Annotated in this window: 16 protein-coding genes and 1 pseudogene; 11 read left to right on the top strand and 6 right to left on the bottom strand. The window is 73.6% G+C overall.

Translation table 11 applies throughout. The features are described from left to right. Window positions 1-15: 15 nt before the first annotated feature. The 3 genes from LEP48_RS05265 (at window position 16) to LEP48_RS05255 (ending at window position 3,736) form a co-directional block, all read left to right on the top strand. Entirely contained in the window at window positions 16-1,449 is a 1,434-nt protein-coding gene (locus tag LEP48_RS05265; RefSeq protein WP_225564538.1) for a phosphomannomutase/phosphoglucomutase, read from the top strand. 2 nt (window positions 1,450-1,451) lie between these two features. Further along, the gene (locus LEP48_RS05260; RefSeq protein WP_225564537.1) at window positions 1,452-1,655 is read left to right on the top strand and encodes a Trm112 family protein; all 204 of its coding nucleotides are present in this window, start codon (window positions 1,452-1,454) and stop codon (window positions 1,653-1,655) included. 164 nt (window positions 1,656-1,819) lie between these two features. Beyond that, window positions 1,820-3,736 carry a glycosyltransferase gene (locus LEP48_RS05255; protein WP_225564536.1) on the top strand — a complete coding sequence of 639 codons (1,917 nt, stop codon included), beginning with the start codon at window positions 1,820-1,822 and terminating at the stop codon, window positions 3,734-3,736. A gap of 82 nt (window positions 3,737-3,818) precedes the next feature. On the opposite strand, the gene LEP48_RS05250 is transcribed toward LEP48_RS05255, so the two are convergent. Beyond that, entirely contained in the window at window positions 3,819-5,147 is a 1,329-nt protein-coding gene (locus tag LEP48_RS05250) for a SpoIID/LytB domain-containing protein (protein WP_225564535.1), read from the bottom strand. 149 nt (window positions 5,148-5,296) lie between these two features. Between LEP48_RS05250 and LEP48_RS05245 the strand changes: the two genes are divergently transcribed. From LEP48_RS05245 to glf, 4 genes are all read left to right on the top strand, one after another. Then, window positions 5,297-7,315: a peptidoglycan recognition protein family protein gene (locus LEP48_RS05245; RefSeq protein ID WP_225564534.1), complete on the top strand. Its 2,019-nt coding sequence runs from the start codon at window positions 5,297-5,299 to the stop codon at window positions 7,313-7,315. A 101-nt stretch (window positions 7,316-7,416) separates the two neighbouring features. Then, window positions 7,417-9,276, top strand: coding sequence for a glycosyltransferase (locus LEP48_RS05240; RefSeq protein WP_225564533.1), 1,860 nt, complete (start codon window positions 7,417-7,419; stop codon window positions 9,274-9,276). 10 nt (window positions 9,277-9,286) lie between these two features. After that, window positions 9,287-11,131, top strand: coding sequence for a glycosyltransferase (locus tag LEP48_RS05235; RefSeq protein WP_225564532.1), 1,845 nt, complete (start codon window positions 9,287-9,289; stop codon window positions 11,129-11,131). A 23-nt stretch (window positions 11,132-11,154) separates the two neighbouring features. Continuing rightward, on the top strand, window positions 11,155-12,291 hold the full coding sequence (gene glf / locus LEP48_RS05230; RefSeq protein ID WP_225564531.1) for a UDP-galactopyranose mutase: 1,137 nt from the start codon (window positions 11,155-11,157) through the stop codon (window positions 12,289-12,291). Window positions 12,292-12,361: 70 nt separating this feature from the next. On the opposite strand, the gene LEP48_RS05225 is transcribed toward glf, so the two are convergent. Further along, complete coding sequence (locus LEP48_RS05225; RefSeq protein ID WP_225564530.1) at window positions 12,362-13,411, bottom strand: type IV toxin-antitoxin system AbiEi family antitoxin domain-containing protein; 1,050 nt, start codon at window positions 13,409-13,411, stop codon at window positions 12,362-12,364. A gap of 191 nt (window positions 13,412-13,602) precedes the next feature. Next, window positions 13,603-14,865 carry a mannose-6-phosphate isomerase, class I gene (gene manA / locus LEP48_RS05220; protein ID WP_225564529.1) on the bottom strand — a complete coding sequence of 421 codons (1,263 nt, stop codon included), beginning with the start codon at window positions 14,863-14,865 and terminating at the stop codon, window positions 13,603-13,605. A gap of 196 nt (window positions 14,866-15,061) precedes the next feature. Between manA and LEP48_RS05215 the strand changes: the two are divergent. The 3 genes and pseudogenes from LEP48_RS05215 to LEP48_RS05205 all read left to right on the top strand — a co-directional run. Continuing rightward, window positions 15,062-16,171: pseudogene (locus tag LEP48_RS05215) on the top strand (cytidylyltransferase domain-containing protein); the annotation flags it as partial. A gap of 189 nt (window positions 16,172-16,360) precedes the next feature. Further along, a complete protein-coding gene (locus tag LEP48_RS05210) occupies window positions 16,361-17,275 on the top strand; it encodes an N-acetylneuraminate synthase family protein (protein ID WP_225564833.1) in 915 nt (304 codons plus the stop codon). A gap of 12 nt (window positions 17,276-17,287) precedes the next feature. Then, the gene (locus LEP48_RS05205; RefSeq protein ID WP_225564528.1) at window positions 17,288-18,373 is read left to right on the top strand and encodes a glycosyltransferase; all 1,086 of its coding nucleotides are present in this window, start codon (window positions 17,288-17,290) and stop codon (window positions 18,371-18,373) included. Window positions 18,374-18,435: 62 nt separating this feature from the next. Here LEP48_RS05205 and LEP48_RS05200 read toward each other — a convergent pair whose 3' ends face one another. Next, the gene (locus LEP48_RS05200; RefSeq protein ID WP_225564527.1) at window positions 18,436-19,728 is read right to left on the bottom strand and encodes a DUF6716 putative glycosyltransferase; all 1,293 of its coding nucleotides are present in this window, start codon (window positions 19,726-19,728) and stop codon (window positions 18,436-18,438) included. Further along, entirely contained in the window at window positions 19,725-20,744 is a 1,020-nt protein-coding gene (locus LEP48_RS05195) for a hypothetical protein (RefSeq protein WP_225564526.1), read from the bottom strand. Before LEP48_RS05195 ends, LEP48_RS05200 begins: the two co-directional genes overlap by 4 nt. 152 nt (window positions 20,745-20,896) lie before the next feature. On the opposite strand from LEP48_RS05195, the gene LEP48_RS05190 reads away from it, so the two are divergent. Continuing rightward, the gene (locus tag LEP48_RS05190; protein ID WP_225564525.1) at window positions 20,897-21,754 is read left to right on the top strand and encodes a TylF/MycF/NovP-related O-methyltransferase; all 858 of its coding nucleotides are present in this window, start codon (window positions 20,897-20,899) and stop codon (window positions 21,752-21,754) included. Window positions 21,755-21,766: 12 nt separating this feature from the next. On the opposite strand, the gene LEP48_RS18715 is transcribed toward LEP48_RS05190, so the two are convergent. After that, on the bottom strand, window positions 21,767-24,139 hold the full coding sequence (locus LEP48_RS18715; RefSeq protein WP_225564524.1) for a glycosyltransferase: 2,373 nt from the start codon (window positions 24,137-24,139) through the stop codon (window positions 21,767-21,769). Window positions 24,140-24,218: the final 79 nt, after the last annotated feature.

Here is a 24,218-nt window from a genome sequence, read left to right as displayed (position 1 = left end):
CCGTAGGCTCGGCTCGTGACGATCGACCTGGCGAGGATCATCAAGGCCTACGACGTGCGCGGCCTCGTGCCCGAGGAGCTGTCGCCCGAGGTGGCGCACGCCGTTGGGCAGGCGTTCGCAGAGGTGGTGGCGCTGCCCGAGGGTGCGCCGCGCGTGGCGGTGGGCCGCGACATGCGCGACTCCGGGCCGGAGCTCGCCCGGGCCTTCACCGCGGGCGTGGCATCGCGCGGCGTCGACGTCGTCGCGATCGGTCTGTGCTCCACCGACGGGCTCTACCATGCGTCCGGCGTGCTCGACGCCCCGGGCGCCATGTTCACCGCGTCGCACAACCCCGCCGCCTACAACGGGATCAAGCTGTGCCGTGCCGGCGCACGGCCCGTGGGGCAGGAGACCGGCCTCGCCGAGGTGCGCTCGCTCGCGCAGGAGATCCTCGACGGCGCGGAGCTCGGCGCCGTCGACATCACTGGAGCGGTCACCGAGCAGGACATGCTCGGCGACTACGCCGCGTTCCTGCGCGGCCTCGTCGACCTGTCGGGCATCCGCCCGCTCAAGGTCGTCGTGGACGCCGGCAACGGCATGGGCGGGCACACCGTGCCCGCCGTCCTCGGTACCGCCGCCGGGCTCGCGGGCCTGCCGCTCGACGTCGTGCCGCTGTACTTCGAGCTCGACGGCACGTTCCCGAACCACGAGGCCAACCCGCTGGAGCCGGCGAACCTGCTCGACCTGCAGGCAGCCGTCGTGGAGCACGACGCGGACCTCGGGCTCGCGTTCGACGGCGACGCGGACCGCTGCTTCGTCGTCGACGAGCACGGGGACGCCGTCTCGCCGTCGGCGATCACGGCGCTCGTGGGGCTGCGCGAGGTCGGCAAGGAGCTCGAGGCCGGGCGCACGCCCACGGTGATCCACAACCTCATCACGTCGCGCGCCGTGCCGGACCTGCTCGCGGCGGCCGGGGCACGGCCGGTGCGCACCCGTGTGGGGCACTCGTACATCAAGGCCCAGATGGCCTCGAACGACGCCGTGTTCGGCGGCGAGCACAGCGCCCACTACTACTTCCGCGACTTCTTCTTCGCCGACACCGGCATGCTCGCGGCGATGCACGTGCTCGCAGCGCTCGGCACCCAGCCGCACCCGATGTCGGCGCTCGCGGAGATGTACTCCCCGTACGTCGCCTCGGGCGAGCTCAACTCCACGGTGGACGACGCCGCCGCGACCGCCGCCCGGGTGCGCGAGGCGTACGCGGCCGCGTACCCGGACGCCGTCGTCGACGACATGGACGGGCTGACCGTCTCCCACTGGGACGACGCCCACCCGCAGTGGTGGTTCAACCTGCGGGCCTCCAACACCGAGCCGCTGCTGCGCCTCAACGTCGAGGCCGCGGACGCCGACATCATGGTCAAGGTGCGCGACGACGTGCTCGGGCTCGTGCGCGGGGGAGCGCCGGAGTGAGCGTGCCCGCACCCGGGGACTCGAGCGGGCTCGACCCCTGGGTGCGCGGCCTCCTGCGCTGCCCCGTGACGGGCGCGGAGCTCGTGGACGCCGTCGGGCCCGACGGCGAGCCGGAGCTGCGCTCCACCGACCCGGACCGCCCGCTCGCCTACCCCGTGCGCGACGGCGTGCCGGTGCTCCTGGAGGACGAGGCCCGCGGGTTCTGAACCGCCGTCACGGCCCGTGGGCGAACACCTGCCCAGCGCGCCGTTGCCCGCGGATGAACAGTCGATGAGCAGCCGGTGCTCCCGGCGCGAAGCGGCCTTTCGCCAGTCATCGCGTGCCTACGCTCACGCTGACCCGGACCCGCCACCTCCAGAGGAGCACATCGATGTCCACCATGCGGAGCGTCCCGCTCGGTCGCGAGCCCGGCGCGGCGGAGATCGACTCGTTCGCCGGCCTCACGGACCGGCCGCTGCTCGTCGTCGGCAACGGGCCGTCGTCGGCCATGCCGCCGTACCACCGCATCCCGGCCGACGTGGTCGTCTTCCGGATGAACTGGTTCTTCCTCGAGAGCAACTACCACTTCGGCGACCGGGTCGACGCGTGGTTCAGCGCCGTGCCGCACGAGAAGCTCGAGACGCTGCTGCAGGACGAGATCCGGACCGGCCGCTACGACGTCCGGCGTGTCCTGTCGCCCATGCGGCACGCGGCGCACCGCGACGGCGACAGGTACGGCCTCGAACCGTTGACCGACGTCACGGAGCTCGACTCGTGGAGCATCCCGGCCCGCAGCCCGCGCCTGGCGCGGCACTTCATGAGCCGGCCCGGCCTGCCCACCACGGGCATGCAGGCGCTGGCGTTCGGCCTCGGGGTCGGCTTCCGCGAGGTGTACCTCGCGGGCATCGACCTGTACGAGTCGAAGGACGCGCGCTACGGGTACACGATGCCGCAGGTGGCCGAGCTCGGCCTGGAGGCGAAGGACGCGACCCCCGGCTACGAGGCCGCGCACGGGCTCGACAGCGACATCGCCTTCCTCCGGTCGTGCCTGGCCGAGTACCCCGACGCCACGGTCCGCTCCGTGAGCCAGTCCGAGGTGCTGCACCTGTACGTCCGGCCCGCCGAGGACCTCGTGGACCGTCCCCACCTGGAGCCCGGGGAGGAGGCGTCGGTCGGGAGCACCAAGGACACGGTCGAGCTCGTGCTCCCGGCAGCGCACGGGGCCCACGCGCTCACCGTGCCCCGAGTGAAGGGCCCGCTGTGGAAGGAGGTCGACGGCCGCCGGTGCGCCTACGTGACGGTGGTCTCCGGCGCCTACCATCACGGGGCTCGGGCGCTGGCGAACTCGCTGCGCCGGGTGACCGACGTCCCGCTGGTCGCGCTGTGCACGCCCGACGCGGACAAGGCGGCGCTCGCCGCGAGCGGCATCCTCACGCTGGACGTGCCGCCGATCGTCAACCCGGTCCTCGCCGCGAACGCCGGCCGCAGACGCCGGCAGAAGGTGCAGGAGCGCTTCGCCGCCACCTACACCAAGCTGCACGTGTTCCGGCTCGACCTCCTCGACCGCGCCGTCTATGTGGACAGCGACGCCGTCGTGAAGCAGAACATCGACGACCTGTTCGCCGGCGACGACTTCGCGGCGGTCCCGGACGCCGGTCTGGACCTGCCCAACCCGCACGTCTTCAACTCCGGGGTGTTCGCCTTCACCCCGTCGTACGGGATGTTCGAGCAGATGATGTCCCGCCTGCGGACCACGCCGTCGTACGACGGTGGCGACCAGGGGTTCCTCAACGTCTTCTTCGACTCCTGGCGTGCGCTGGGCCCCGAGGACAACACGACGAAGCGGATCGCCTCGCACCACCCGGAGCTCTTCCACGACGAGGACGTGCGAGTGCTGCACTACGTGGGCAAGAAGCCGTGGGAGCCCGCCGACGACCCCCGCTACGATGCGCTCGATCTCGAGTGGCTCGACTACCTGACCGACACCGAGAAGAACGAGCTGATCCGCGACCTGCGGCGGCGCACGGACCTGACGACCGCACCGCCCGCGCCCCCGGCCGAGGTGCTGCGCACCGCGAAGGAGCACCTCGCCGCGGGCCAGGCCGACCCCGCCGTGCGGCTGCTCGAGGACACCGCCCGCAAGCGCCGCCTCACGGCCACGGAGCAGCGCCAGCTCGCGGTGGCGCAGCTCCGGCTCGGGCGCCGGCGCGACGCCCTGCGCACGCTCGAGCGGACCACCGGGCCCGTCGCCGCCCTCGCCGTCGGCAGCGGCGTCGCCGCGCAGTACTACCGCAGCCGGCGGGGATGATGGTCCTGGGGGGCTCCGCCGCCGCCCGCTGACGCGTGGCGCGCCCGTGCACGGGGCGCCACGCGTCGTCGACGAGAGGCGGCTACGAGTTCGCCGTGATCTTCGTGATCCACGACGCCGGCATGCTGCCGGCGGTGGTCCGCTTGCCCACCTTGGAGCGGATCGCGTCGGCCTTGCCCGTGACGGTCGCCTTCTTCCCGGAGGTGCTCGTCGCGGTGAGCGTGCGCGCCTGACCGCTCGTCCACTTCTTGGTGACCTTGATCGACGCGACGTTGCTCAGACCGAACAGAGCCTTGGCCTGCGACTGCGTGATCTTGCGGGTCCACGACCGGTAGGAGTTCCCCGGGGCGGCCTTGCTGTACGGGTCGGACACGGAGCGTTCGTACGCGATCCGGGACACCCACACGTCCTCGGAGTCCGAGGTCCTGCCGCCGCTGGAGGAGTAGTAGTGCGTCGCGACCGGCTTGCCGCCGTAGGTGAGGACGCGGGCCTTGGTCGTGCTGCGCGTGGTGCGGTCGACCGCCTTCTTCCAGACCTTGCCGTACTTGGCGTTCGTGCCCTCGGACTCCTTCTTCCAGCCCGTGTAGTTCTGGTCGCGCACGTCGTCGACGACCTGGCAGCGGCAGCGGTTGTCCAGGGACTTGGTCATCGCGTAGGAGCGCGCGGTGATCGCCTGCGCGGTCAGCGCGTTCAGCCCGCCGTTGAGGCCCCACGACGACGGCATCTCCGCGATCCCGTAGAGGTACTCGGTGTTGAGCCGGACGTCGTTGGTGATGTTCGCGATCCCGTTCCGGGCCGACGTCGTGAGCTGCCCGTTCTTGTACGTGCCGTGCGCCCCCGCCACCGACGCCACGGCCGTCTTGCCCGTGCGCTTGTAGTACCGGGTCCCCGACCACTGGATGCGCAGCACCTGGTCGTAGTACTTCTTGCCGTCCACCGTGACCCGAGAACGCCCGCCCGCCGTCACGGTGACGGCGAACTTGGTGGTTCCGGTGCCCGTGGCGAGCGTCTTGAAGTCCTCGTCGCGCAGGCGCCAGTCACCGCCGCGCACGGTGACCGTGGTGGCCTTGTTCGAGTCCCCGTACCCGGACCGGCCCAGCGGGTCCTTCCCATAGACCTGGACCAGGACGTTGCTCGGCGTCGAAGCCCACGGGAGCGACACGCCGCGGTAGTAGTGCTTCAGGATGTTCCCGCTGAGCGCACCCTGTCGCGCGAGCTCGTAGGCGCCGAACTGCGACATCCCCACACCGTGCCCGAAACCGGACCCGGTCAGCGTGAAGGAGGCCGGCGGGTCCGCCGCGTGTGCGGGTGCTGCGGTGAGCAGCGCGCCCCCGACCGCGACGACGGCGGCGGTCATGCCGGCGACGAGGCGGCGGACCGTCGTGGGCCGCCCGCGTTGAGACAGAGTCATGATCTTCCCCCCAGTTTTACTGTGCATCAGGTCGTGGCACGGGGCATCCCGTGCGCGCGTTCCAGGTGCCTATGCACGAAGCGCCCTCTACGGTCGAGGGGTTGATGCCAGCGGCGACGAATCCAAGGGGTGCAGGGGTGCGACGAAGGATGAGAGAGCTGACGGACATGCCGGGGGACACACGAGGCCGCCCGAGCGCCGCGCGGCTGACGGTCGCGACGACGACCGTGTGCGCGCTCGCGCTCGCAGGGGTGGTCGTCCCGACGCTGAGCCTGCCGGTGCCGGAGGCGCACGCGGTGTCGCCCGACGTCGAGCACGTCGACGTCGACGGCGTCGACCGCGCGGCCGAGAAGCAGGCGGGAGCGCTGGACGACGCGGTCGGGCACGAGCACGTGGCGCCCGAGGAGGGTGACCCCTCGGCGACGACGGGGCAGCCGGCCGACGAGACGAACGTCGAGGAGCACTCCGAGAAGGACGAGGGCGAGCTCGCGGCGCTCAGCACGCGGACCGCGACCGACGAGTTCCTGGTGGCGGGTGTGACGTGGGATGCCGCTGACGCGACCGAGGTGACGGAGGTCGCCGTCCGCGTCCGCGAGGACGGCCGCTGGACCCCCTGGCAGTCGCTCGGTATCGACGGTATCGGCCAGGGCGACCTCGACACCAGCAGCGAGGAGTTCGCCGACGCCCGGGCCGGCACGGAACCGATCGTCTCCACCGGGGCCGACGGGGTGCAGGTCCGGGTGAAGACCGCCGACGGTGACTCGCCGGCAGGCCTGAAGGTCGACCTCGTCGACCCCGGGACGTCCGCGGCGGACGCCCACGTCGGTGACGACGGGCTCCCGGCCGCCTCGGCCAACGCGGGCAACGGGTTCGAGATCAAACCGCGGATCGTCTCGCGCGCCGGGTGGGGAGCGGACGAGTCGCTGAGCGGGAGCTGGCCCGAGTACTCCAAGAAGCTCCGTGCGATCTACGTGCACCACACCGTCGGGACCAACAGCTACCGGGAGAGCCAGTCCGCGGCGCTGGTGCGCGGCATCTACGCGTACCACACCCGGTCACGCGGGTGGCCGGACATCGGCTACCAGTTCCTCGTCGACAAGTACGGCAACATCTTCGAGGGACGCAAGAAGTCCCGCTACGACAACCCCGTCGGGGCCCAGGCCGGTGGGTACAACACCGGCACCATCGGCATCTCGGCGATGGGCAACTTCGAGACGGCACGTCCCACCAGCGCGCTGCTGAACGCCATCAGCAAGGTCGTCGCGTGGAAGGCGTACCAGTACCACTTCAACGTCAAGGGCTCGACGACGCTCGTCACCGGCGGGAGCACCGGCTCCGGCACGCGCGCCGACCCCGGGGAGAAGGTGCGGGTGCCCCGGGTGCTGATGCACCGGACCACCAACGAGACCGCGTGTCCCGGCAGGTACCTCGCAGCGAAGATGGGCACGATCCGCAACAACGCCGAGTCGCGCAGGCGGGCGGCGATCGACAGGTACGGGCCGCAGGTGTCCCCGGTCGACGCTCCCACCCGCGTCTCGCCGACATCCGCGCAGGCCCCGGTCCAGTGGAGCGGCACCACCACCTACAAGTGGAAGCCCGTGCGGGGCGCGTCCCACTACCAGGTGCTCTACCGCCGGGCGTTCTGGAACTCGGACATGCCGAGCACCAACAACTGGCGGATGATGACGTCGCGGACGACGAGGACGTCGATCACCGTGAGCACGAGCTCCGGCTGGTCGCGTGAGATCGCGGTCAGGGCGGTGTCGAAGGACAGCGTCCGTGGGCCGATGAGGAGCGTCGTGCGCACCAGCCGCCCCGTCCACCCGAACTACTGGACGTTCTCCAGCGGGTGGAAGAAGGTGACGAAGGGGAGCTACTACGGCGACCGCGCCTACCAGACCACCCGGGGCGGCTCCTACATCCGGCTCGGGAGCGCCAACCAGGTGCGCAGGGTCGTGCTTCGCGGACCGACGAACCCGGTCGACGGCAAGCTGCAGGTCAGGGTCGGGGGCAAGGCGTACAAGACGCTCGACTTCAGCCAGGCCAGCGCGGGCAACCGCAAGTTCACGGTGACGTTGCCGAGGTCCTTGGACGGCACGGTCACGCTGCGGAAGGTGAATGACGGGAAGAAGGTGCGGATCAGCTCGATCGCTCTCACGCGCTGGTAACCGTCACCACGGGTCGAGCCCGTCGGGCCCGTCGAGTCCCAGTCTCGACGGGCCCGACGGGCTCGACCGTTGAGTCGTGCGGGAGCGCTAGGGTCGGGCGCGTGCACCTCGCTCAGCAGCTCGTCGTCCTCGACCCGCCCGACCGACGCGCCCTGTGCGTCGAGGACGGCCCCGCCGTCGTCGATGACGGCCGGGTCCTCGTCCCCGCGGGCGGCACCCAAGGTTTCGCCACGTACTTCAACGCGTTCCCCGCGTCGTACTGGGTGCGCTGGGCGGGCGTGGCGACGGTGCGGCTCGAGCTCGAGTCCACGGGACCGGGCACCGTGCGGCTGGTGCGGTCGGACGCGCGGGGGGTCGCCGCCGTCGTCGCGACGTCGGCGCTCGCGGGCACCGGGGCGACGGTCCTGGAGGCGGCCGTGGCCGGTGCCGGCGACGGCGGGTGGCTGTGGTTCGAGATCGAGGCCGCCGACGCCGACGTCGTGGTCGCCGGCGCGCAGTGGCTGGTCGACGTCGCGCCGCGGCGCAGCGGCGAGGTCTTCCTGTCGATCACGACGATGGACAAGCCGGAGTTCTGCGTCGCCACGCTGCGCCGGCTCGCCGCCTCGGAGGCCCTGCGTGCGGCCGTGGGCACCGTCCTGGTCGTCGACCAGGGCTCGCGCCGGGTCGTCGACCACCCGGGGTTCGACGAGGTCGCCGCCGCGCTCGGGACACAGCTGCGGATCGTCGAGCAGGACAACCTCGGCGGGTCGGGCGGGTTCACGCGCGGCATGCTCGAGGCTCTCGATCGCGACGGGGCCGACGCCGTGCTGATCCTCGACGACGACGTCGAGGTCGAGCCCGAGGCGCTGCTCCGCGCGGTCCGGTTCCACCAGGCGGCGCGCACCCCCGTCGTCGTCGGCGGCCACATGCTCGACCTCCACCGGCCCACGGTGCTGAACTCGTTCAGCGAGGTGGTGCACGAGCGTGGCTTCCAGTGGGGCCCGCCCCGCATGGAGCAGCAGTGGCACGACCTCGGCGCCGGCCCGCTGCGGAGCACGCCATGGCTGCACGAGCGCGGCGAGAGCGACTTCAACGGCTGGTGGATGTGCCTGCTGCCCACCACCGTGCTGCGCGACATCGGGCTCTCCCAGCCGATGTTCCTCAAGTGGGACGACGCCGAGCTGGGGCTGCGCGCCCGTGACGCCGGGCACCCGACCGTGACGCTGCCGGGGGCCGCCCTGTGGCACGTGGCCTGGACCGACAAGGACGACACGGTCGAGTGGCAGGCGTACCTGCACGTGCGCAACCGGGTGCTCGCCGCGCTCCTGCACGCCCGCCGCCCCCGTGGCGGGCTCCTGCTGCCGAGCCTGCTCGCGACCGACCTCAAGCTGCTGCTCTCGATGCGCTACTACGCCGTCGACCTGCACCTGCGCGCGCTCCGCGAGATCCTCGACGGCCCGGGTGACCTGCACGCCGGGCTCGCCGGGCTGGTGCCGGAGCTGCGCGCGCACGGCGCCGCGTTCGCCGAGACCACGACGTACCGGGCCGGCGACGCGCCGTTCGACGCCGCCGCGGCCCGGCCATGGACCGGTGGCGAGCGGCCCAAACCGGCCGGGGCCGGGGCGCTGGCCGGCCTCGCGCTGCGCGGGCTGGCGCGACACCTGCGGCCCGCGGGGCGCGGCGCGCGGCCGGGCGCGGGGTCCAGCGCGAAGCCCCGGCACGCGCTGCGGCGCGAGCAGGCGACCTGGTGGGAGCTGCCGCACCACGACTCGGTGCTCGTGCTGGGCGCGGACGGCGCGTCGGGCGTCTGGCTGCGCCGTCGGCCGCGCACGTTCTTCCGGCTCGCGGCGGCGTCCGTCGTCGCGCACCTGCGCCTCGCCGTGCGCTGGACCGCCGTCTCCGCACGGTGGCGGGAGGCCGCCCCGGAGCTCGCCGCGCCGGAGACGTGGCGGGCGACCTTCGCACGCCACGCGCGCCACTAAGATGTGCGGGATGTCCACACCCACCGTCGTCGCCGTCGTCGTGTCCTACAACCGTGCCGAGCTGCTCGTCGCGGCCCTGGACGCGCTCGCCGCGCAGACCCGCCCGGTGGATCGCGTCGTCGTCGTCGACAACGCCTCCACCGACGACGCGCTCACCGTCGCGCGCGAGCACGCCAGCGGGCCGGAGGTCGTGGCGTTGCAGCGCAACACCGGCGGCGCTGGCGGCTTCGCCGTCGGCCTCGCGACCGCCGTCGCCGAGCTCGGCGCGGACCTCGTGTGGATCATGGACGACGACACGGTCCCGACGCCGACGGCCCTCGAGAACCTGCTGGGTGCGCGCGACGCGTACGACGGGCCGGTGACGGCGATGGCGAGCCGCGTCGTGTGGACCGACGGCTCGGACCACCCGATGAACACGCCGCGCACCCGCCCGGGTGCCTCGGCCGCGGACCTGGCACGGGCCCGCGCGGCAGGCGCCGTTCCGGTCCGGTCGATGTCGTTCGTCTCGATGCTGGTGGACGCCGACGCGGTGCGACGGCACGGGCTGCCGGTGGCGGACTTCTTCATCTGGAACGACGACTTCGAGTACTCGACCCGGCTGCTGCGCCACGGCACGGGCCTGTACGTGCCCGGCAGCGTCGTCGAGCACCGCACCGCGCGGCTGGTGGGCACGGACAACGACCCCGGCCCGCGCTTCTACTTCGAGGTGCGCAACAAGGTGTGGACGTTCACGCGCTCGCCCGCGCTGAGCGCCTCCGAGCGGCTGTTGTACGGCGGGTCCACCCTGCGGCGCTGGGCGCGCACCGCCGCGCACTCCTCCGACCGCAAGACGCTGACGACCTCCGGGTTCCGAGGCCTGCGGCACGGCGTGTTCCGCCGGCCGCGTGCCGACACCGAGGCGCTGTCCGGCGTCGGCCCGGCCGCGCTCAGCGTGGCCCGCCTGGAGGCCGGTCAGGCGAGCGCCCCGTCGGCGCGCGCCGCGACGGTGCGGTCCGTGGAGCCGGTGCGCGGTCCGCTCGAGGACCGCCGGTTCTCCGTCCTGCTGCCCGTGTACGCCGGCGACGACGCGGCACACCTGGAACGTGGCTTCCTGTCGGTCACGCGCGACCAGACCCTGGCGCCCGACGAGGTCGTCGTCGTGCGCGACGGGCCGGTGGGCGACGACGTCGCCGCCGTCCTCGCGCGCCTGCACGAGCTCACGCCCATCCCCGTGACGCTGGTCCCGCTCGAGCACAACGTCGGCCTCGCGCGTGCCCTCGAGGCCGGCCTCGAGGTGTGCGAGCACGAGATCGTCGCCCGCGCCGACGCCGACGACATCTCCCGGCCGGAGCGGTTCGCCGTCCAGGTGCCCCTCGTCGCGGACGGGCACGACATCGTGGGCTCGGCCATCCAGGAGTTCGACGAGGACGAGACCGACCTCGGCATGGTGCGCGTGCCCCCCACGGGAGCGGACATCGCCACGACCGCTCGGTTCCGTGACCCGTTCAACCACCCGAGCGTCGTGTACCGACGGTCCGCCGTGGCCGCCGCCGGGGGCTACGAGCACCTGGACCTCATGGAGGACTACCTGCTGTTCGCTCGCATGATCGGGGCGGGGGCGAGCGCCGAGAACGTCGTCGAGCCGCTGGTCCTGTACCGGGTCGGCGCCGGCGCGTACGCACGGCGCGGCGGGCGACGGCTGCTCGCCTCCGAGCTCGCGCTCCAGCGCACCCTGCACTCCGAGGGGTTCCTCACCGCCCCTCAGATGGTGCGCAACGTGGTGGTGCGCGCCGGCTACCGCGTCGTGCCCGAGACGGTCCGCAAGGCGGGCTACCGCACGTTCACCCGCAAGCGCGGCGGCTACGTCCCCGACTGACCCCCACACCCAGGAGGACACCCATGACCGACCTCGTCGTCGTCGGCAGCGGCTTCTTCGGCCTCACCGTCGCCGAGCAGATGGCCGGCCAGGGCCGCAAGGTGCTCGTCATCGACCGTCGTGACCACATCGGCGGCAACGCGTACAGCGAGGCCGACCCGGCCACCGGGATCGAGGTGCACCGCTACGGGGCGCACCTGTTCCACACGTCGAACGAGCGGGTGTGGGAGTACGTCAACCGGTTCACGACGTTCACCTCCTACGTCCACCGCGTGTACACCACGCACCGTGGCGAGGTGTTCCCGATGCCGATCAACCTCGGCACCATCAACCAGTTCTTCCGGTCGGCGCACGGGCCGGACGCGGCGCGGGCGCTGGTGCGTGAGCAGGCGGCCGAGCTCGACGGCCGCAAGCCGCAGAACCTCGACGAGCAGGGCGTGTCCCTCATCGGGCGGCCTCTGTACGAGGCCTTCATCCAGGGGTACACGGCCAAGCAGTGGCAGACCGACCCGCGCGAGCTGCCCGCGTCGATCATCGCCCGGCTTCCCGTGCGGTACACGTACGACAACCGCTACTTCAACGACACCCACGAGGGTCTGCCGACCGACGGCTACACGGCGTGGCTCGAGCGCATGGCGGACCATCCGAACATCGAGGTCCGGCTCGCCACGGACTTCTTCGACCCGTCGCAGCCGGTGCACAAGGACGCGGTCGTCGGGCAGGTCCCCGTGGTGTACACCGGGCCGGTGGACCGGTACTTCGACGACGCCGAGGGCTCGCTCTCGTGGCGGACGCTAGACTTCGAGCGCGAGGTGCTGCCCGTCGGGGACTTCCAGGGCGCGCCCGTGATGAACTACGCCGACACCGAGGTGCCGTACACGCGCATCCTCGAGTTCCGCCATTTCCACCCGGAGCGCGACTACCCGGACGACCGCACCGTCATCGTGCGCGAGTACTCGCGGTTCGCCGAGCGCGCGGACGAGCCGTACTACCCGGTGAACACCTCCGAGGACCGCGAGCGCCTGACCCGCTACCGCGACCTGATGAAGGGGGAGCAGGACGTGCACTTCGGCGGCCGGCTGGGCACGTACCAGTACCTCGACATGCACATGGCCATCGGCTCCGCCCTCTCGATGGTGGACAACAAGCTCACCCCCTGACCCGCCCCCCGGCTGCTGCCGAACAGGAGGTTGACACCGTTATGGCGGCGATCTGCCGCCCATAACGGTGTCAACCTCCTGTTCGGCGGTAGGCGTGGAGAGCTCGGCGGACGGCGGTGCCCACCTCGCCGCGTCGGAGGTGCCCGGCGTCGAACCGGAGCAGCCGCACCCCCAGCGCGGTGAAGGCGTTGTCCCGGTCACGGTCTCGTACCACGCGTGCGGGATCACCGTCGTGCCACTCGTAGCCGTCGAGCTCGCCGACGAGCCACTGCGTGGGGCCCAGGCGCCACGCGAGGTCCCCGACGGCGAACGGGGCGCCCGCCAGGTCGCGCACCACGAGCTGCAGCGTGTCAGGGGGCACGCCCTCCGCGATGCACTGCCATCGCGCGAACGACTCCAGCGGTGACGCTGCCCGCGGGTCGGCGAGGTCCCACAGGTCGTGACGGGCGGCGACGCCACGGCGCCCTCTGGCGTGGTCGTGCGAGCGCTCGACGCCGTGGCGGTCGACCAGGCGCAGTCTGCGGGCCGAGTCCAGCACCGCGAGACCACGTTCCATCGTGAGCTCCGGCACCGCCTGCGCGAGCGCCCACTCGGGAGCCGCGATGCGGATCTCGCCGGTGCGCCCGTCGCCGAACGGGACCGTCGTCAGACCGTCGTCGAACTGCCGCAGCGGGACCCCGGCGCGTGGCTGCCGCTTCGCGGCCCACGGCAGCGCGACGTCCGGCGCCGCGGTGACAGGGGTGCCCTCGATGCCGAGGAACGCCAGCGCGGACGTCCCGACCGGGATCGACGTGGCGCCGTGGGCCAGGTGCCCGAGCCAGCCGGCACGTCGCCGGAGGTGACCGAACAGCCGGTCGCCGTCCGACCGGGGAGGCCACGGCACGAGATCCGGCGCGCTGGTGACCGAGAGCGGAGGGACGGGGGAGCGGGGGACGTCGAACGCGGTGCGGGACGCCGGTGGGACGGTGATGGTGTCGACGACTCCCCGCGTGACGCGCGACCATCGGCCGCCGGCGACGGCGCGCGAGCAGCGTGAAGCACCCACGCCGTGCCGGCCGCACTGCTCGGTGCTCAGCAGGCCTTCCTGCGCCTCCGCCAGGTCGAGAAGGCTCGGGGGCATCGGGGCAGGAGTTCGCACCCAGACATCGCAGCACCGCCCGATCATCTCCGGGGCCCCTCCGCCACATCTGTGGACAGTCGCCCGCCGAACAGGAGGTTGACACCGTTATGGCGGCAATGTGCCGCGCATAACGGTGTCAACCTCCTGTTCGGCACCAGCGGGGTGGGCGGGGTGGGCGGGTCGGGTAGGGGTCAGGGGGTCCAGGCGCAGACGAGGTGTGCGGCACCGTCGACGGTCACGGAGCCGGCGGCATGGGGTACGAAGCACGACTCGCCGCGCCGCAGCACGACGTCCCCGGTGCTCGTCAGCAGCCGGGCCTCGCCGTCGAGGACGAGGACGACGCGGGGGCCGTCGGGCGCGAGGGCCACGGGCTCGCCGGGCACGACGTCGGCGAACGTCAGGGCGAACTCCTCGACCGGGGCCCGGTACGTCGTGACGACGCTCTCGCCGCCGGAGACGCTCACCTCCGGCCGCGCGGGCGGCCGGGGTGCGAACGAGGCGCACTCGAGCAGGGCGGCCGTGTCGACGTGCTTGGCGGTCAGCCCGGCGCGCAGCACGTTGTCCGACGAGGCCATCACCTCGACCCCGAGCCCGGAGAGGTACGCGTGCACCTCGCCGGCGGGGACGAACATCGCCTCGCCGGGCTCGAGCGTCACCCGGTGGAGCAGCAGCGACACGAGCGCGCCGGGGTCGCCGGGGTGCTGCCGGGCGAGCAGCAGCACCGTCGCGTCGGCGCGCGCGGTGCCCGGCGACGTGGCGGCGGCGTGCCGGGCGGCGACGGAGGCCACGGCCTGCGCGACGTCCGTGGCCCGGGTGGCCGAGCTTCGCGCGTCGACGAGGACCTCGGTGGCGGCACGGAGCCCGGCGGCGGAGGGCCGGCGCTCGAGCTCCGCCCGCACCCGGTCGACGAGGCGTCCGGTGAGCCCGTCCAGCAGGGCGCGCACCGACCGTGGGCTGCGGAACCCGGCGAGCGCCTCGAAGGCGCTGAGGGCCACGATCATCTCGGGCTTGTGGTGCTCGTCGTGGAAGGAGCGACGGTGGTCGTCGGCGGCCAGCCCCGCACGACGCTCCCGCTGGTAGCCGGCCCGTGCGAGGTGCGGCCGCGGGTGGACCTGGAGCGACAGGGACTGCTCGGCGGCGAGCACCTTGAGCAGGTACGGGAGCCGGGGGCCGAACCGGTCGGCCACGCGGGCCCCGAGCAGGGCCTCCGGGTCGTGGCGCACCAGGTCGCCCAGGGCGTGGGAACCGCCGTCCGGTGCCGGGACGCGGGACGGCGCCCCCGGGTGCGCGCCGAGCCACAGCTCGGCGGCGGGTCGGCCGTCGGTGTCGCGGCCGAGGAGCTCCGGAATGTGCGTCGTCGACCCCCAGGCGTAGGGCCGCACCGGGTTGTCGAGCCGGAGCAGGGTCTCGGTGCGGGTCATCTGCGGGGTGTTCATCATCGCGGCGTCCACCATGTCGTCTCCGGGCGTCAACCATTTCTGACGCCGTCGTGATATTCGTCGGGCAATGTTGAACATATTCGCGAACTTCCAGGTGGACGACCATTTCGGCGTCATATCCACCACTGTTCATCTTGTCGCACCCTGATGTTCGGCGACAGTTCCCCGGAATGGGTCGGTCGCGTCGTCCGGGGCTCTTAGTGTCGGCCCCATGAACGACATCCACCCCGAACCCGGCCCTGGTGGGGACGCCCTCGTGGTGATCCCCGCCCGCGGCGGTTCGGTGTCCGTCCCGCGCAAGAACCTGCAGGAGGTCGGTGGCGTCACGCTCGTAGCACGGGCCGTGCGGGCGGCGCTCGCCGCACCGGCCGTCACCGCCGTCGTGGTCTCCACCGACGACGACGAGATCGCCGCCGAGGCGACCACGCACGGCGCCCGGGTGGTGCGCCGCCCCGCCGAGCTCGCCGGCGCGACGGCGAGCTCCGAGTCCGCCGTCGTGCACACGCTCGACGCGCTGGGCGCCGACCCCGCCGTGACCGTGCTGCTCCAGGCCACGTCGCCGTTCATCGACGCCGCCGACCTGGACGCCGCGGTGCGCCGGGTCGCGGCCGGCGCGCACGACGTCGTCGTCGCGGTGGCGCGCACGCACGACTTCCAGTGGCGGCTCGACGGCGCGGGCGCCGCCGCCGTGCCGGTCCCGGTGGGCCACACGACCGCACACCGCCCGCGCCGCCAGGAGCGCGCGCCCCACTTCCGGGAGACCGGCGCGTTCTACGCGATGCGCACCGCCGGCCTGCGCGAGACGGGCAGCCGGTTCTTCGGATCCGTCGGGCTGCAGGTCGTCGACGCCGACCGTTCGCTCGAGATCGACGAGCCGCGCGACCTGTGGCTGGCCCGCACGCTGCTCGAGGAGGTGGCGTCGGCCGAGGCCACCGCCGTGGTGGTCCCCGGCCGCTCGGGCGGCGCGGAGCCGATCGACGTCGACGCCCTGGTCACGGACTTTGACGGCGTGCACACCGACGACGGCGCCTACGTGTCGCAGGACGGCACGGAGCAGGTGCGCGTCCACCGGGGCGACGGGCTGGGCGTGGCCAGGCTGCGCCGCACCGGCATGCCGATGCTCGTGCTCTCCACGGAGACGAACCCGGTGGTCGCCGCCCGCGCCAGGAAGCTCGGCATCGACGTGCTGCACGGCGTCGACGACAAGGCCGCCGCGCTGCGCGACTGGTGCGCCGTCAACCGGCTCGACCCCGCGCGGATCGCCTACGTCGGCAACGACCTGAACGACCTTCCCGCCATGCGCGTCGTCGGCTGGCCCGTGGCCGTCGCCGACGCCCGCCAGGAGGTGATCGCCGCCGCCCGCGTCGTCCTGGACGCCGCGGGCGGCCACGGCGCCGTCCGAGAGGCCTGCGACCGAGTGCTCGCGGCCTGCACGACCAGCACGACCCCGGCGCCCGCCGCCGGCACCGCACGACCTGCCGCACGACCCGTACCCCGAGAGGACCACACCATGACCGCCACGACTGCCGCCGCCGACACCACCGACAACACCCTCGGCACCGTTCGGATCGGCGACCACGAGGTCGGCGCCGACCGGCCCGTCTACGTCATCGGCGAGATCGGCATCAACCACAACGGCGACGTCGAGATCGCCAAGCAGCTCATCGACGTCGCGGTGGCCGCCGGCTGCCAGGCCGTGAAGTTCCAGAAGCGCACCCCGGAGATCAGCACCCCGAAGGATCAGCGCGACAAGATCCGGCAGACGCCCTGGGGCGAGATGACGTACCTCGAGTACAAGTACCGGGTCGAATTCTCCCACGACCAGTACTCCGAGGTCGACCAGTACGCGAAGTCGAGCGGCATCCAGTGGTTCGCCTCACCGTGGGACGTGCCCTCGGTCGCGTTCCTGGAGGAGTTCGGCGTCCCGACGCACAAGATCGCGTCCGCGTCCGTGACCGACCACGAGCTGCTGCGGGCGCTCGCGGACACGGGCAAGCCGCTGATCCTGTCGACCGGCATGTCGACGCTCGAGCAGATCGACGCCGCCGTGGAGATCCTCGGCACCGACGGCCTCGTCATGCTGCACGCCACCTCCACGTACCCGCTGCCGCCCCAGGAGGCGAACCTGCGCACCATCTCCACGCTGCGCGAGCGGTACGGGGTGCCGGTGGGGTACTCGGGCCACGAGACCGGCCTGCAGATCTCGCTGGGTGCCGTCGCGCTGGGCGCGGTCGCCGTCGAGCGGCACATCACGCTGGACCGCGCGATGTGGGGCTCCGACCACGCGGCCTCGCTCGAGCCCAAGGGCCTGACGAACCTGGTGCGCGACATCCGGATCCTGGAGCAGGCCATGGGTGACGGCACCAAGCGGGTCATGCCCGGCGAGCTGTCGCCGATGTCGCGGCTGCGCCGCGTCGACGCCTGACGGCGGGGCCGGATGTCCGACAGCCGGCCGGTGGCCTCGTCCGCGGTCCCCGTACGGGACCGCGCCGAGGCGCCGGCCGTCGCCGTCGTCGCGTGCGTGCGCGACGAGGAGGCCTACCTCGCGGAGGCCGCCCGGTCGGTCCTCGCCCAGGACTACGCGGGCACCCTGCGGCTCGTGCTCGCCGTCGGGCCGTCGCACGACGCGACGGCGGAGGTCGCGGCGGCGCTCGCCGCCGCGGACCCGCGCGTCGATCTCGTGGACAACCCGACCGGGTCGCGCTCGATCGGCCTCAACGCCGCGATCGAGACGTCCGCGCCGTTCGCCGGCGGGCCCGGCGACCTGCTGGTGCGCGTCGACGGGCACACCGTGCTCCCGCCGGACTACGTGCGCCGTGCCGTCGCGACGCTCGGGAGCACCGGCGCCGTCGGCGTGGGGGGCCGCATGCACCCGGTGGGCACGACGACGGTGCAGCGCGCGGTCGCGCGCGCGATGAGCCATCCCGCGGGGATCGGGGCCGCGCCGTTCCACGTGGGGGGCGAGCGGGGACCGTCGGAGACCGTGTACCTGGGCGTCTTCCGCCGGTCCGCGGTGGAGGCGGTCGGCGGGTACGACCCGTCGCTGGTGCGGGCCGAGGACTGGGAGCTGTGCCTGCGGCTGCGCCGGGCCGGCGGGCTGCTGTGGTTCGACCCGTCGCTGGAGGTCACCTACCGACCGCGCCGGACGGTGCAGGCCGTGGCGAAGCAGTTCTGGCGCACGGGCATGTGGCGTCGTGAGGTGATCCGGCGGGACCCGACGACGGCGAGCGCGCGCTACCTCGCCCCGCCGGCGCTGGTCGCGGGGCTGGCGACGTCGGCCGTGGTGGGGGTGGTCGGTGCGCTGGCCGGGCTCGCCTGGGTGCTCGCGCTCGCGGCGCTGCTGCCGGTCGCCTACGTGGCGGGGCTGCTGCTCGCCGTCGTGCACGCGACGGGGCGTCGTCCGCGGCTGGGTACCCGGGAGGCGCTGCTGCTGCCCGTCGTGATCGCCACGATGCACCTGGCCTGGGGCGCGGGGTTCCTGCGCGGGCTCACCGCGCGGGCCGTCGCGGACCACCGCGCGTAGTCTCCTACGCCGAGCACGCGGTCGACGCCGCCATGAACCGTCATGGAACCGTCATGGCGACGTCAGCCGCGTGCTCGGCGCACGGGAAGGGCGAGGGAAGTGGCCACGGGCAGGGCGGAGCGCAGCACGGTGTACGCGTGCCGGTGCGCGGACCAGGGGCGGACAGGACGGGTCGGGAGCGCCCCGGCGCGGGCCCGGGCGACCAGGTCCGCGACGGCGCCAGGGAGCTCGGACGGCGCTCGCTGCAGGTAGTGGTCGTCGGCCCACCGAGGGTCGACGTCGGGCCCGCCGGCGGCCAGCGTCGCGGCGACGTCGTCCAGGCGGCGCATGCAGCCCGACGTCGAGAACGGCTCGTTGAGCAGCTCGGCGCGCACGCCGAAGTCGGCGAGGAACACCGTCGGCAGCCCCACGGCGAGCGACTCGAGCCCGGCGGTGGAGCTCACCGTGAGCAGGGCGGTGCCGTCCACGAGCTGGTCCGTCATGGGCCCGGTGGCGAACCGGAGGGTGCCGGCAGGGTGCCCGAGCCGGGCGTGCTCCGACTCCCACAGCGCGTCGAGGGGATGCTCCTCGTTGTGCGTCTGCCGCTCGCCGGCGCGCGCCCGCAGCTTGACCACGACCTCCGGGCCGTCGGCGGACAGCCGGGCGAGCCCGTCGAGAAGGGACACCCGGTCGGACCGCCCGGCCGGGACCTTCGCCTGGGCGGCGAACAGCACGCGCCGCACGGCACCGGACGCGGGTCGGGGCCCGTGGGCGAGGAACGGCAGCGGGGCGAGGGGCAGCGCGGGCCGCACACCGTGCGCGGCGAACGCCGTCGCATAGGCCTCGACCTCGACGCGCCCGTGCACGACGAACGCGTCGCACCAGCGTCGCCAGCCGGTGCCCTGCGGGGTCGCGGGCAGGGCCATCCCGGGCAGACCGGTGACCAGGGCGGGGCGGCGCGGCCCCGCGGCCCGCACCACCTGCCGCGCGACGAGCTCCGCGACCGGCCCGGTGGCCGCCACGAGGACGACGTCGGGTCGCGTGTCGCGCACGAGCCGCCGCAGCGCACCCGTGCCGAGCACGGGCGGTGCGGGCAGGCCGGTGCCCGCGACGGCGGCCCGCGCCTGGTCCGCCGTGGGTGCGATGGGGGAGCGGACCACGACGACGGACGAGCGCGGCGCCGTGGTGAGCGGCGGCTCACCGGTGAGCGGCGGCTCACCGGTGAGCGGCGGCTCGCCGGTGAGCGGCGGCTCGTCGGTGAACGACGGTCCGTCGGGCGTGCCGAGGGCGTCGCGCAGGCCGGCCACGGTCCAGGCGGCCCACTTGAGGTAGGAGTCGGAGTCGGCGACGGCCAGGACCCGGAGCGGTCCGGTCATACGGGAGAGGGAGCCAGGGAGCCCGCGGCGGCGCAGCCGGCGGCCGCTGCCGGGGCCACGCGAGCCGCGAGGGTCCGGGCGGCGTCGAGGTGGGCCCGCAGCTGCGGTGTGACGCGGTCGGTCCACCATGAGTCCGGGACGGCGTGCGGCGTGACCGGGACGCCGTGCGGAGCGAGCAGCCGGGTCAGCGTGACCGCCGACGTCGATGGCAGGGAGACCACGCGCTGCCCGCGGCGCAGGCCCCGCAGGCGCACCTCGACGGGCGCACCGGGGGCGTCGACCCGTACGCCGGGCAGCCGGGCGAACAGGGCCGTCACGAGGGGGTCGTGGCGCCGGTGGGGCAGATACCGCACCGGGCCCTCGGAGGCGATGCCGCTCACCCAGGCGGCGTACCGGTCGGCGTGCACGAGCCCGTCGGCGACGAACGCGGAGCCCACGACGACCGTCGCCTCCTGGGGGACGTCGCTCTGCGGCCGGGTGCGCAGCCACTCGAACCCGTGCCCGGCCACGACGACGCCGAGCTCCCGCAGGCCGTCGCGATCGGCCGGGTCCAGCGGCAGCGCCGTGCACAGGGTCACCCGGCCGGAGCGGGCGAGCCGGGTCAGACGACGTGCCGCGAGGGTGCCCAGGGTCCACCGCAGCGGGCCTGCGGCCGCCGTCAGACGCACCAGGGGAGCTCCGGTGAGCAGGCGCCGCACCAGGTCGAGCGTGGCGGTGCCGTCGTCGACGACGACGAGGTGCTCGGGGGTACGCGGCGCCCGGACCAGCGCGCTCTGGAAGGCGCCCGAGAACGGGTCGCCCACGACGACGGTGCCGTCAGGGAGGTGCCGCGGCCCAGGGCCGACGACGATGTCCAGCCCGGCCGGGAGCCCGAGGGCCTCCACCGCGGACGCGGCCGTCCGCAGTGCGGGGACGTCGTCACGCGCTCGGACCAGCGTGCGGCCGCCGGAGTGACCGGCGGCGTGCGCCTCGATGGCGCCCAGCAGCTGCAAGGGGGACTCGACGAGTGCGGTCACGCGTCGATGGTCGCAGCGGGACGCGGCCTGGTGGCGTCGGCCGGACGACCTGCGGGTGACGGCCCGATGAACTCGGTTCGTGGCGGGCCGTCCGGTGCCCGGGCATGGCGTGTCGACGGGCGCGAGCGGTGCGGGTGCGCTGTGATGGGCCGATGCAGCGCAGGAGCGTGCGGGAGACCATCGACGCGGTGCGCCGGCGGGCGGCGAGCGCGCTGGGGGGACGAGTCGAGCTGGACGCCGCCCGGGCCGAGCTGTCGGCGGCCCGTGCTGAGCTGGACCGGCGCACCCACGAGGTGCGGCGGCTGCGTCGCCGGGTGCGCGAGCTCGAGGTCACCCTGCTGGACGACCTGCCGGACTCGGTGTCGTCCGTGGCCCACGCGGTCCGCACGGAGCACCTGACGCTGCTCGGAGCCCGGCCGCTGGCCGAGCTCGCTCAGGCGGTGCTGGACGTCGAGGCGCAGGGCGTGGGCGGACTGATGCTCGAGTGCGGGACGGCGCGCGGCGGCTCCGCCATCGTCATGGCCGCGGCGAAGTCGCCCGAGCGGCTGCTGAGCGTCCACGACGTCTTCGGCCTCATCCCGCCGCCCACGGACGAGGACGGCGAGGACGTGCACGCCCGGTACGCGAAGATCACGGCGGGCGAGGCGCGGGGGCGCGGCGGCGAGGAGTACTACGGCTACCGCGGCGACCTGTACACGGAGGTGCACGACTCGTTCGCGCGCCACGGGCTGCCCGTGGAGACGTCCGGGGTGCGGCTCGTGCGCGGGCTGTTCGAGGACACGGTCACGGGCGACGAGCCCGTCGCGCTGGCTCATCTCGACGGCGACTGGTACGCGTCCACCCGCACGTGCCTGGAGCGCGTGGCGCCCCGGCTGGTGCCGGGCGGCCGCCTGGTGATCGACGACTACTTCGCGTGGTCGGGCTGCCGGAAGGCGGTCGACGAGTACCTCGCCGAGCACGACGGGCTCACCCGCGAGATGCACTCCCGGCTCCACCTCGTGCGGCGCTGACGCCGCCGCTGGTCACGATGCGGCGGCGACCGGGGCCTCCTCGGCGCGGTCGTGCCACAGCTCCTGCTGGGCGACGTAGTCGTCGCCCCAGGGCTTGGTCGCGTCGGCCCAGTGCACGAGCCGGGCGTCCGCCATCGGCACGTCGCGTGTGGGGACGTGGTCCCAGGCGGGGTCGAGCTCGGTGCGGTGCGGCCCGACGTGCAGGTGCAGCGCCTCGCGCGAGTCGATGCGGAACTCCCGCATGGCCGTCAGGGCCGTCGCGGAGAAGCCTTCGGCCCGCAGCCGGGCGAGGTCGAGCACCATGACGCCGGTGTCGAACGCGTTGAAGTCGAACTCGTGCCTCGCGTGGATGCGTCGGTAGAAGTCGTACGCCTTGACCGGTGCGTCGTCGAGACGCCGGGCGGCGCGGTAGAGCAGGCCGAACCCGCTGGGGTCGGCGGCGGAGGTGTGGCGGGCCGCCACGGCGTGGTCCCCGAGGTCGACGGCCGCGAGGTCGGCCAGGTCGCCGACGACGACCGAGTCCACCGGCACGACGACGGCGCGCCCGACGTCGGGCAGCAGGTCCGGGAGCAGCGCGAGGTGCGGACGCTGGCCGCGCGTGATCCCCACGACGTCGAGGTCGAGCGGCCGGCTCGGGACGCGGAGCACGCGGGTGCCGGCCGAGACCTCGGGGAGCTGGATCTTCTGGAGACCGGCGCCCACGATCCAGACCCGCAGCGGGTGGCCGGCGGCCGCGTCGAGGGCTCGCACGACCTCGCCGACGTGGGCGAGCTCTTCGCGCCGAGGCAGGAGCACGACGTCGACGACGTCGGTCATGGGCTCGGCCCGGACCGCGGCGGGTGCGGCGAGCGCTGCGGGGTCTCGGGGGAGTGCCGGGAGCGGCGTCGAGGCGGTGTGCCGGGCGCGAGCCACCTCGACCTCACCGGCGACGGTCTCGCGCCACAGGGCGTAGACGTCCTCCGCGTCACGGCCTGCGAAGATCGCGCCGAGGACGGGCTCGAGGCGGGCGATCATGCCCGAGCGGATGGCCTCGAACCCGTCGTGGTCGAGCGGGTACAGGCCGTTGAAACGCACGTCGGCGTAGTTCGCGGGCTCGAAGTCGACGTCGAGCCCGAGGGACGTCGCGGGCAGGTAGCAGTGGAGGCGCTTCGTCACCACGTGGGTGTGGGCGGTGCGGTACCACTCGAGGAGGTCCACGGCCGCACGCATGTTTCCGACGAACGTGCGGGCTTTCACCCCGCGGTAGCTCTGCTTGACGTTGTCGTGCCCGGCGGGCACGGGGTTGCGGACCGCGTCGACGTAGACGGTGGCGGGCTCGGGGCGCGCCGCGAGCTCGGGGAACACGGTGCTCACCGTCGTGGTGAGGCAGCCGGAGAAGAAGGCGGGCACGTCGAGCGAGAGGAGCAGGTCCACCGTCGTCCAGTCCCGGCAGCCGACGGGGCCGTGCGCCCGCAGGTACTCCAGGGACTCCGGCGTGAGCAGGCCGCGCTTGTTGCAGTGGAAGGAGACGAAGATCGGCCGCAGGTTCTGGTGCAGGGGGAAGTCCCACACGCCAGTGCCGGCGAGGTCGTGGGCGTGCCAGCCGAACTCCAGCATCCAGGTCCCCTCGGGGAACTCCTGGAAGGTGGAGGCGTCGCGGTCGACGCGGTACAGCTCCACGTCGGCTGCCTCGCCGGACAGGCGCAGCTCGGGCCGCACCCGCGTCTGCATCTCCTCGGCAAAGCCGACGATGTCCGGGTCGCCGTGGAAGCGCAGGTCCTGCCGGCGCACGACGTGCCCGAGGGAGGCCAGTGTCTGGACCTGGTCGCCGATGTTCTGCGAGGTCTTGGCCTTGCCGGGCTGGACGTAGTCCATGACCGCGAACGGCACCCGCGTCCCGGGAGCCGGCGCGGTCGCGTGCCGGTCGGCGCGGCGCCACCGCTCGAGCCACTCGATCTCCGCGGCTCCCTCGGGCCAGTGCGCCTCGTTGCCCCGGTACGAGGCGACGAGACGCTCGTGCACCGCGTGCCGCAGGCCGGTGTCGCCGTGCGCGAAGACGTAGCGCAGGATCGTGTGCCAGGTCCGCGCACCGAGCGAGCGGGAGGTGTCGTCGAGCCACTGCCGGGTGAGCGCGAGCCCGCGCTCCGGGTCGGTGCGGAAGACGGTCTCGACGAAGGGACCGGGCGCCAGGGCCAGTGCGACGTCGTCGCCGGCGGCGTCGAAGTGGTGCTTCGCCAGCGGGAAGAGCCGTCGGCGCTGGGCCACCAGGCCGGCGGCGAGGTGCACCTCGGCCGCGGGGGACGCCGTCGCGAGCGCGCGATCGACCGCCGACTGCGTGGCGAGCAGCTCACCGGCGCCGAGGAGCTGCTGGACCTCCCGGAGCAGCGGGGTCGCAGGCTCCGCCACGGGGGCCCGCCGGCGCCTGGCGAACGGTCCGAGGACTGCGGCCCGAAGGGAACGAAGCGCGAGGCGCAGTCGGTGGGCT

It is taken from the genome of Isoptericola luteus (assembly GCF_020297055.1).
In the GTDB taxonomy this organism is placed as follows: domain Bacteria; phylum Actinomycetota; class Actinomycetes; order Actinomycetales; family Cellulomonadaceae; genus Isoptericola; species Isoptericola luteus.
The sequence above is the reverse complement of the archived record's forward strand: the minus strand, read 5'-3'. Positions and strand labels throughout refer to the sequence as shown.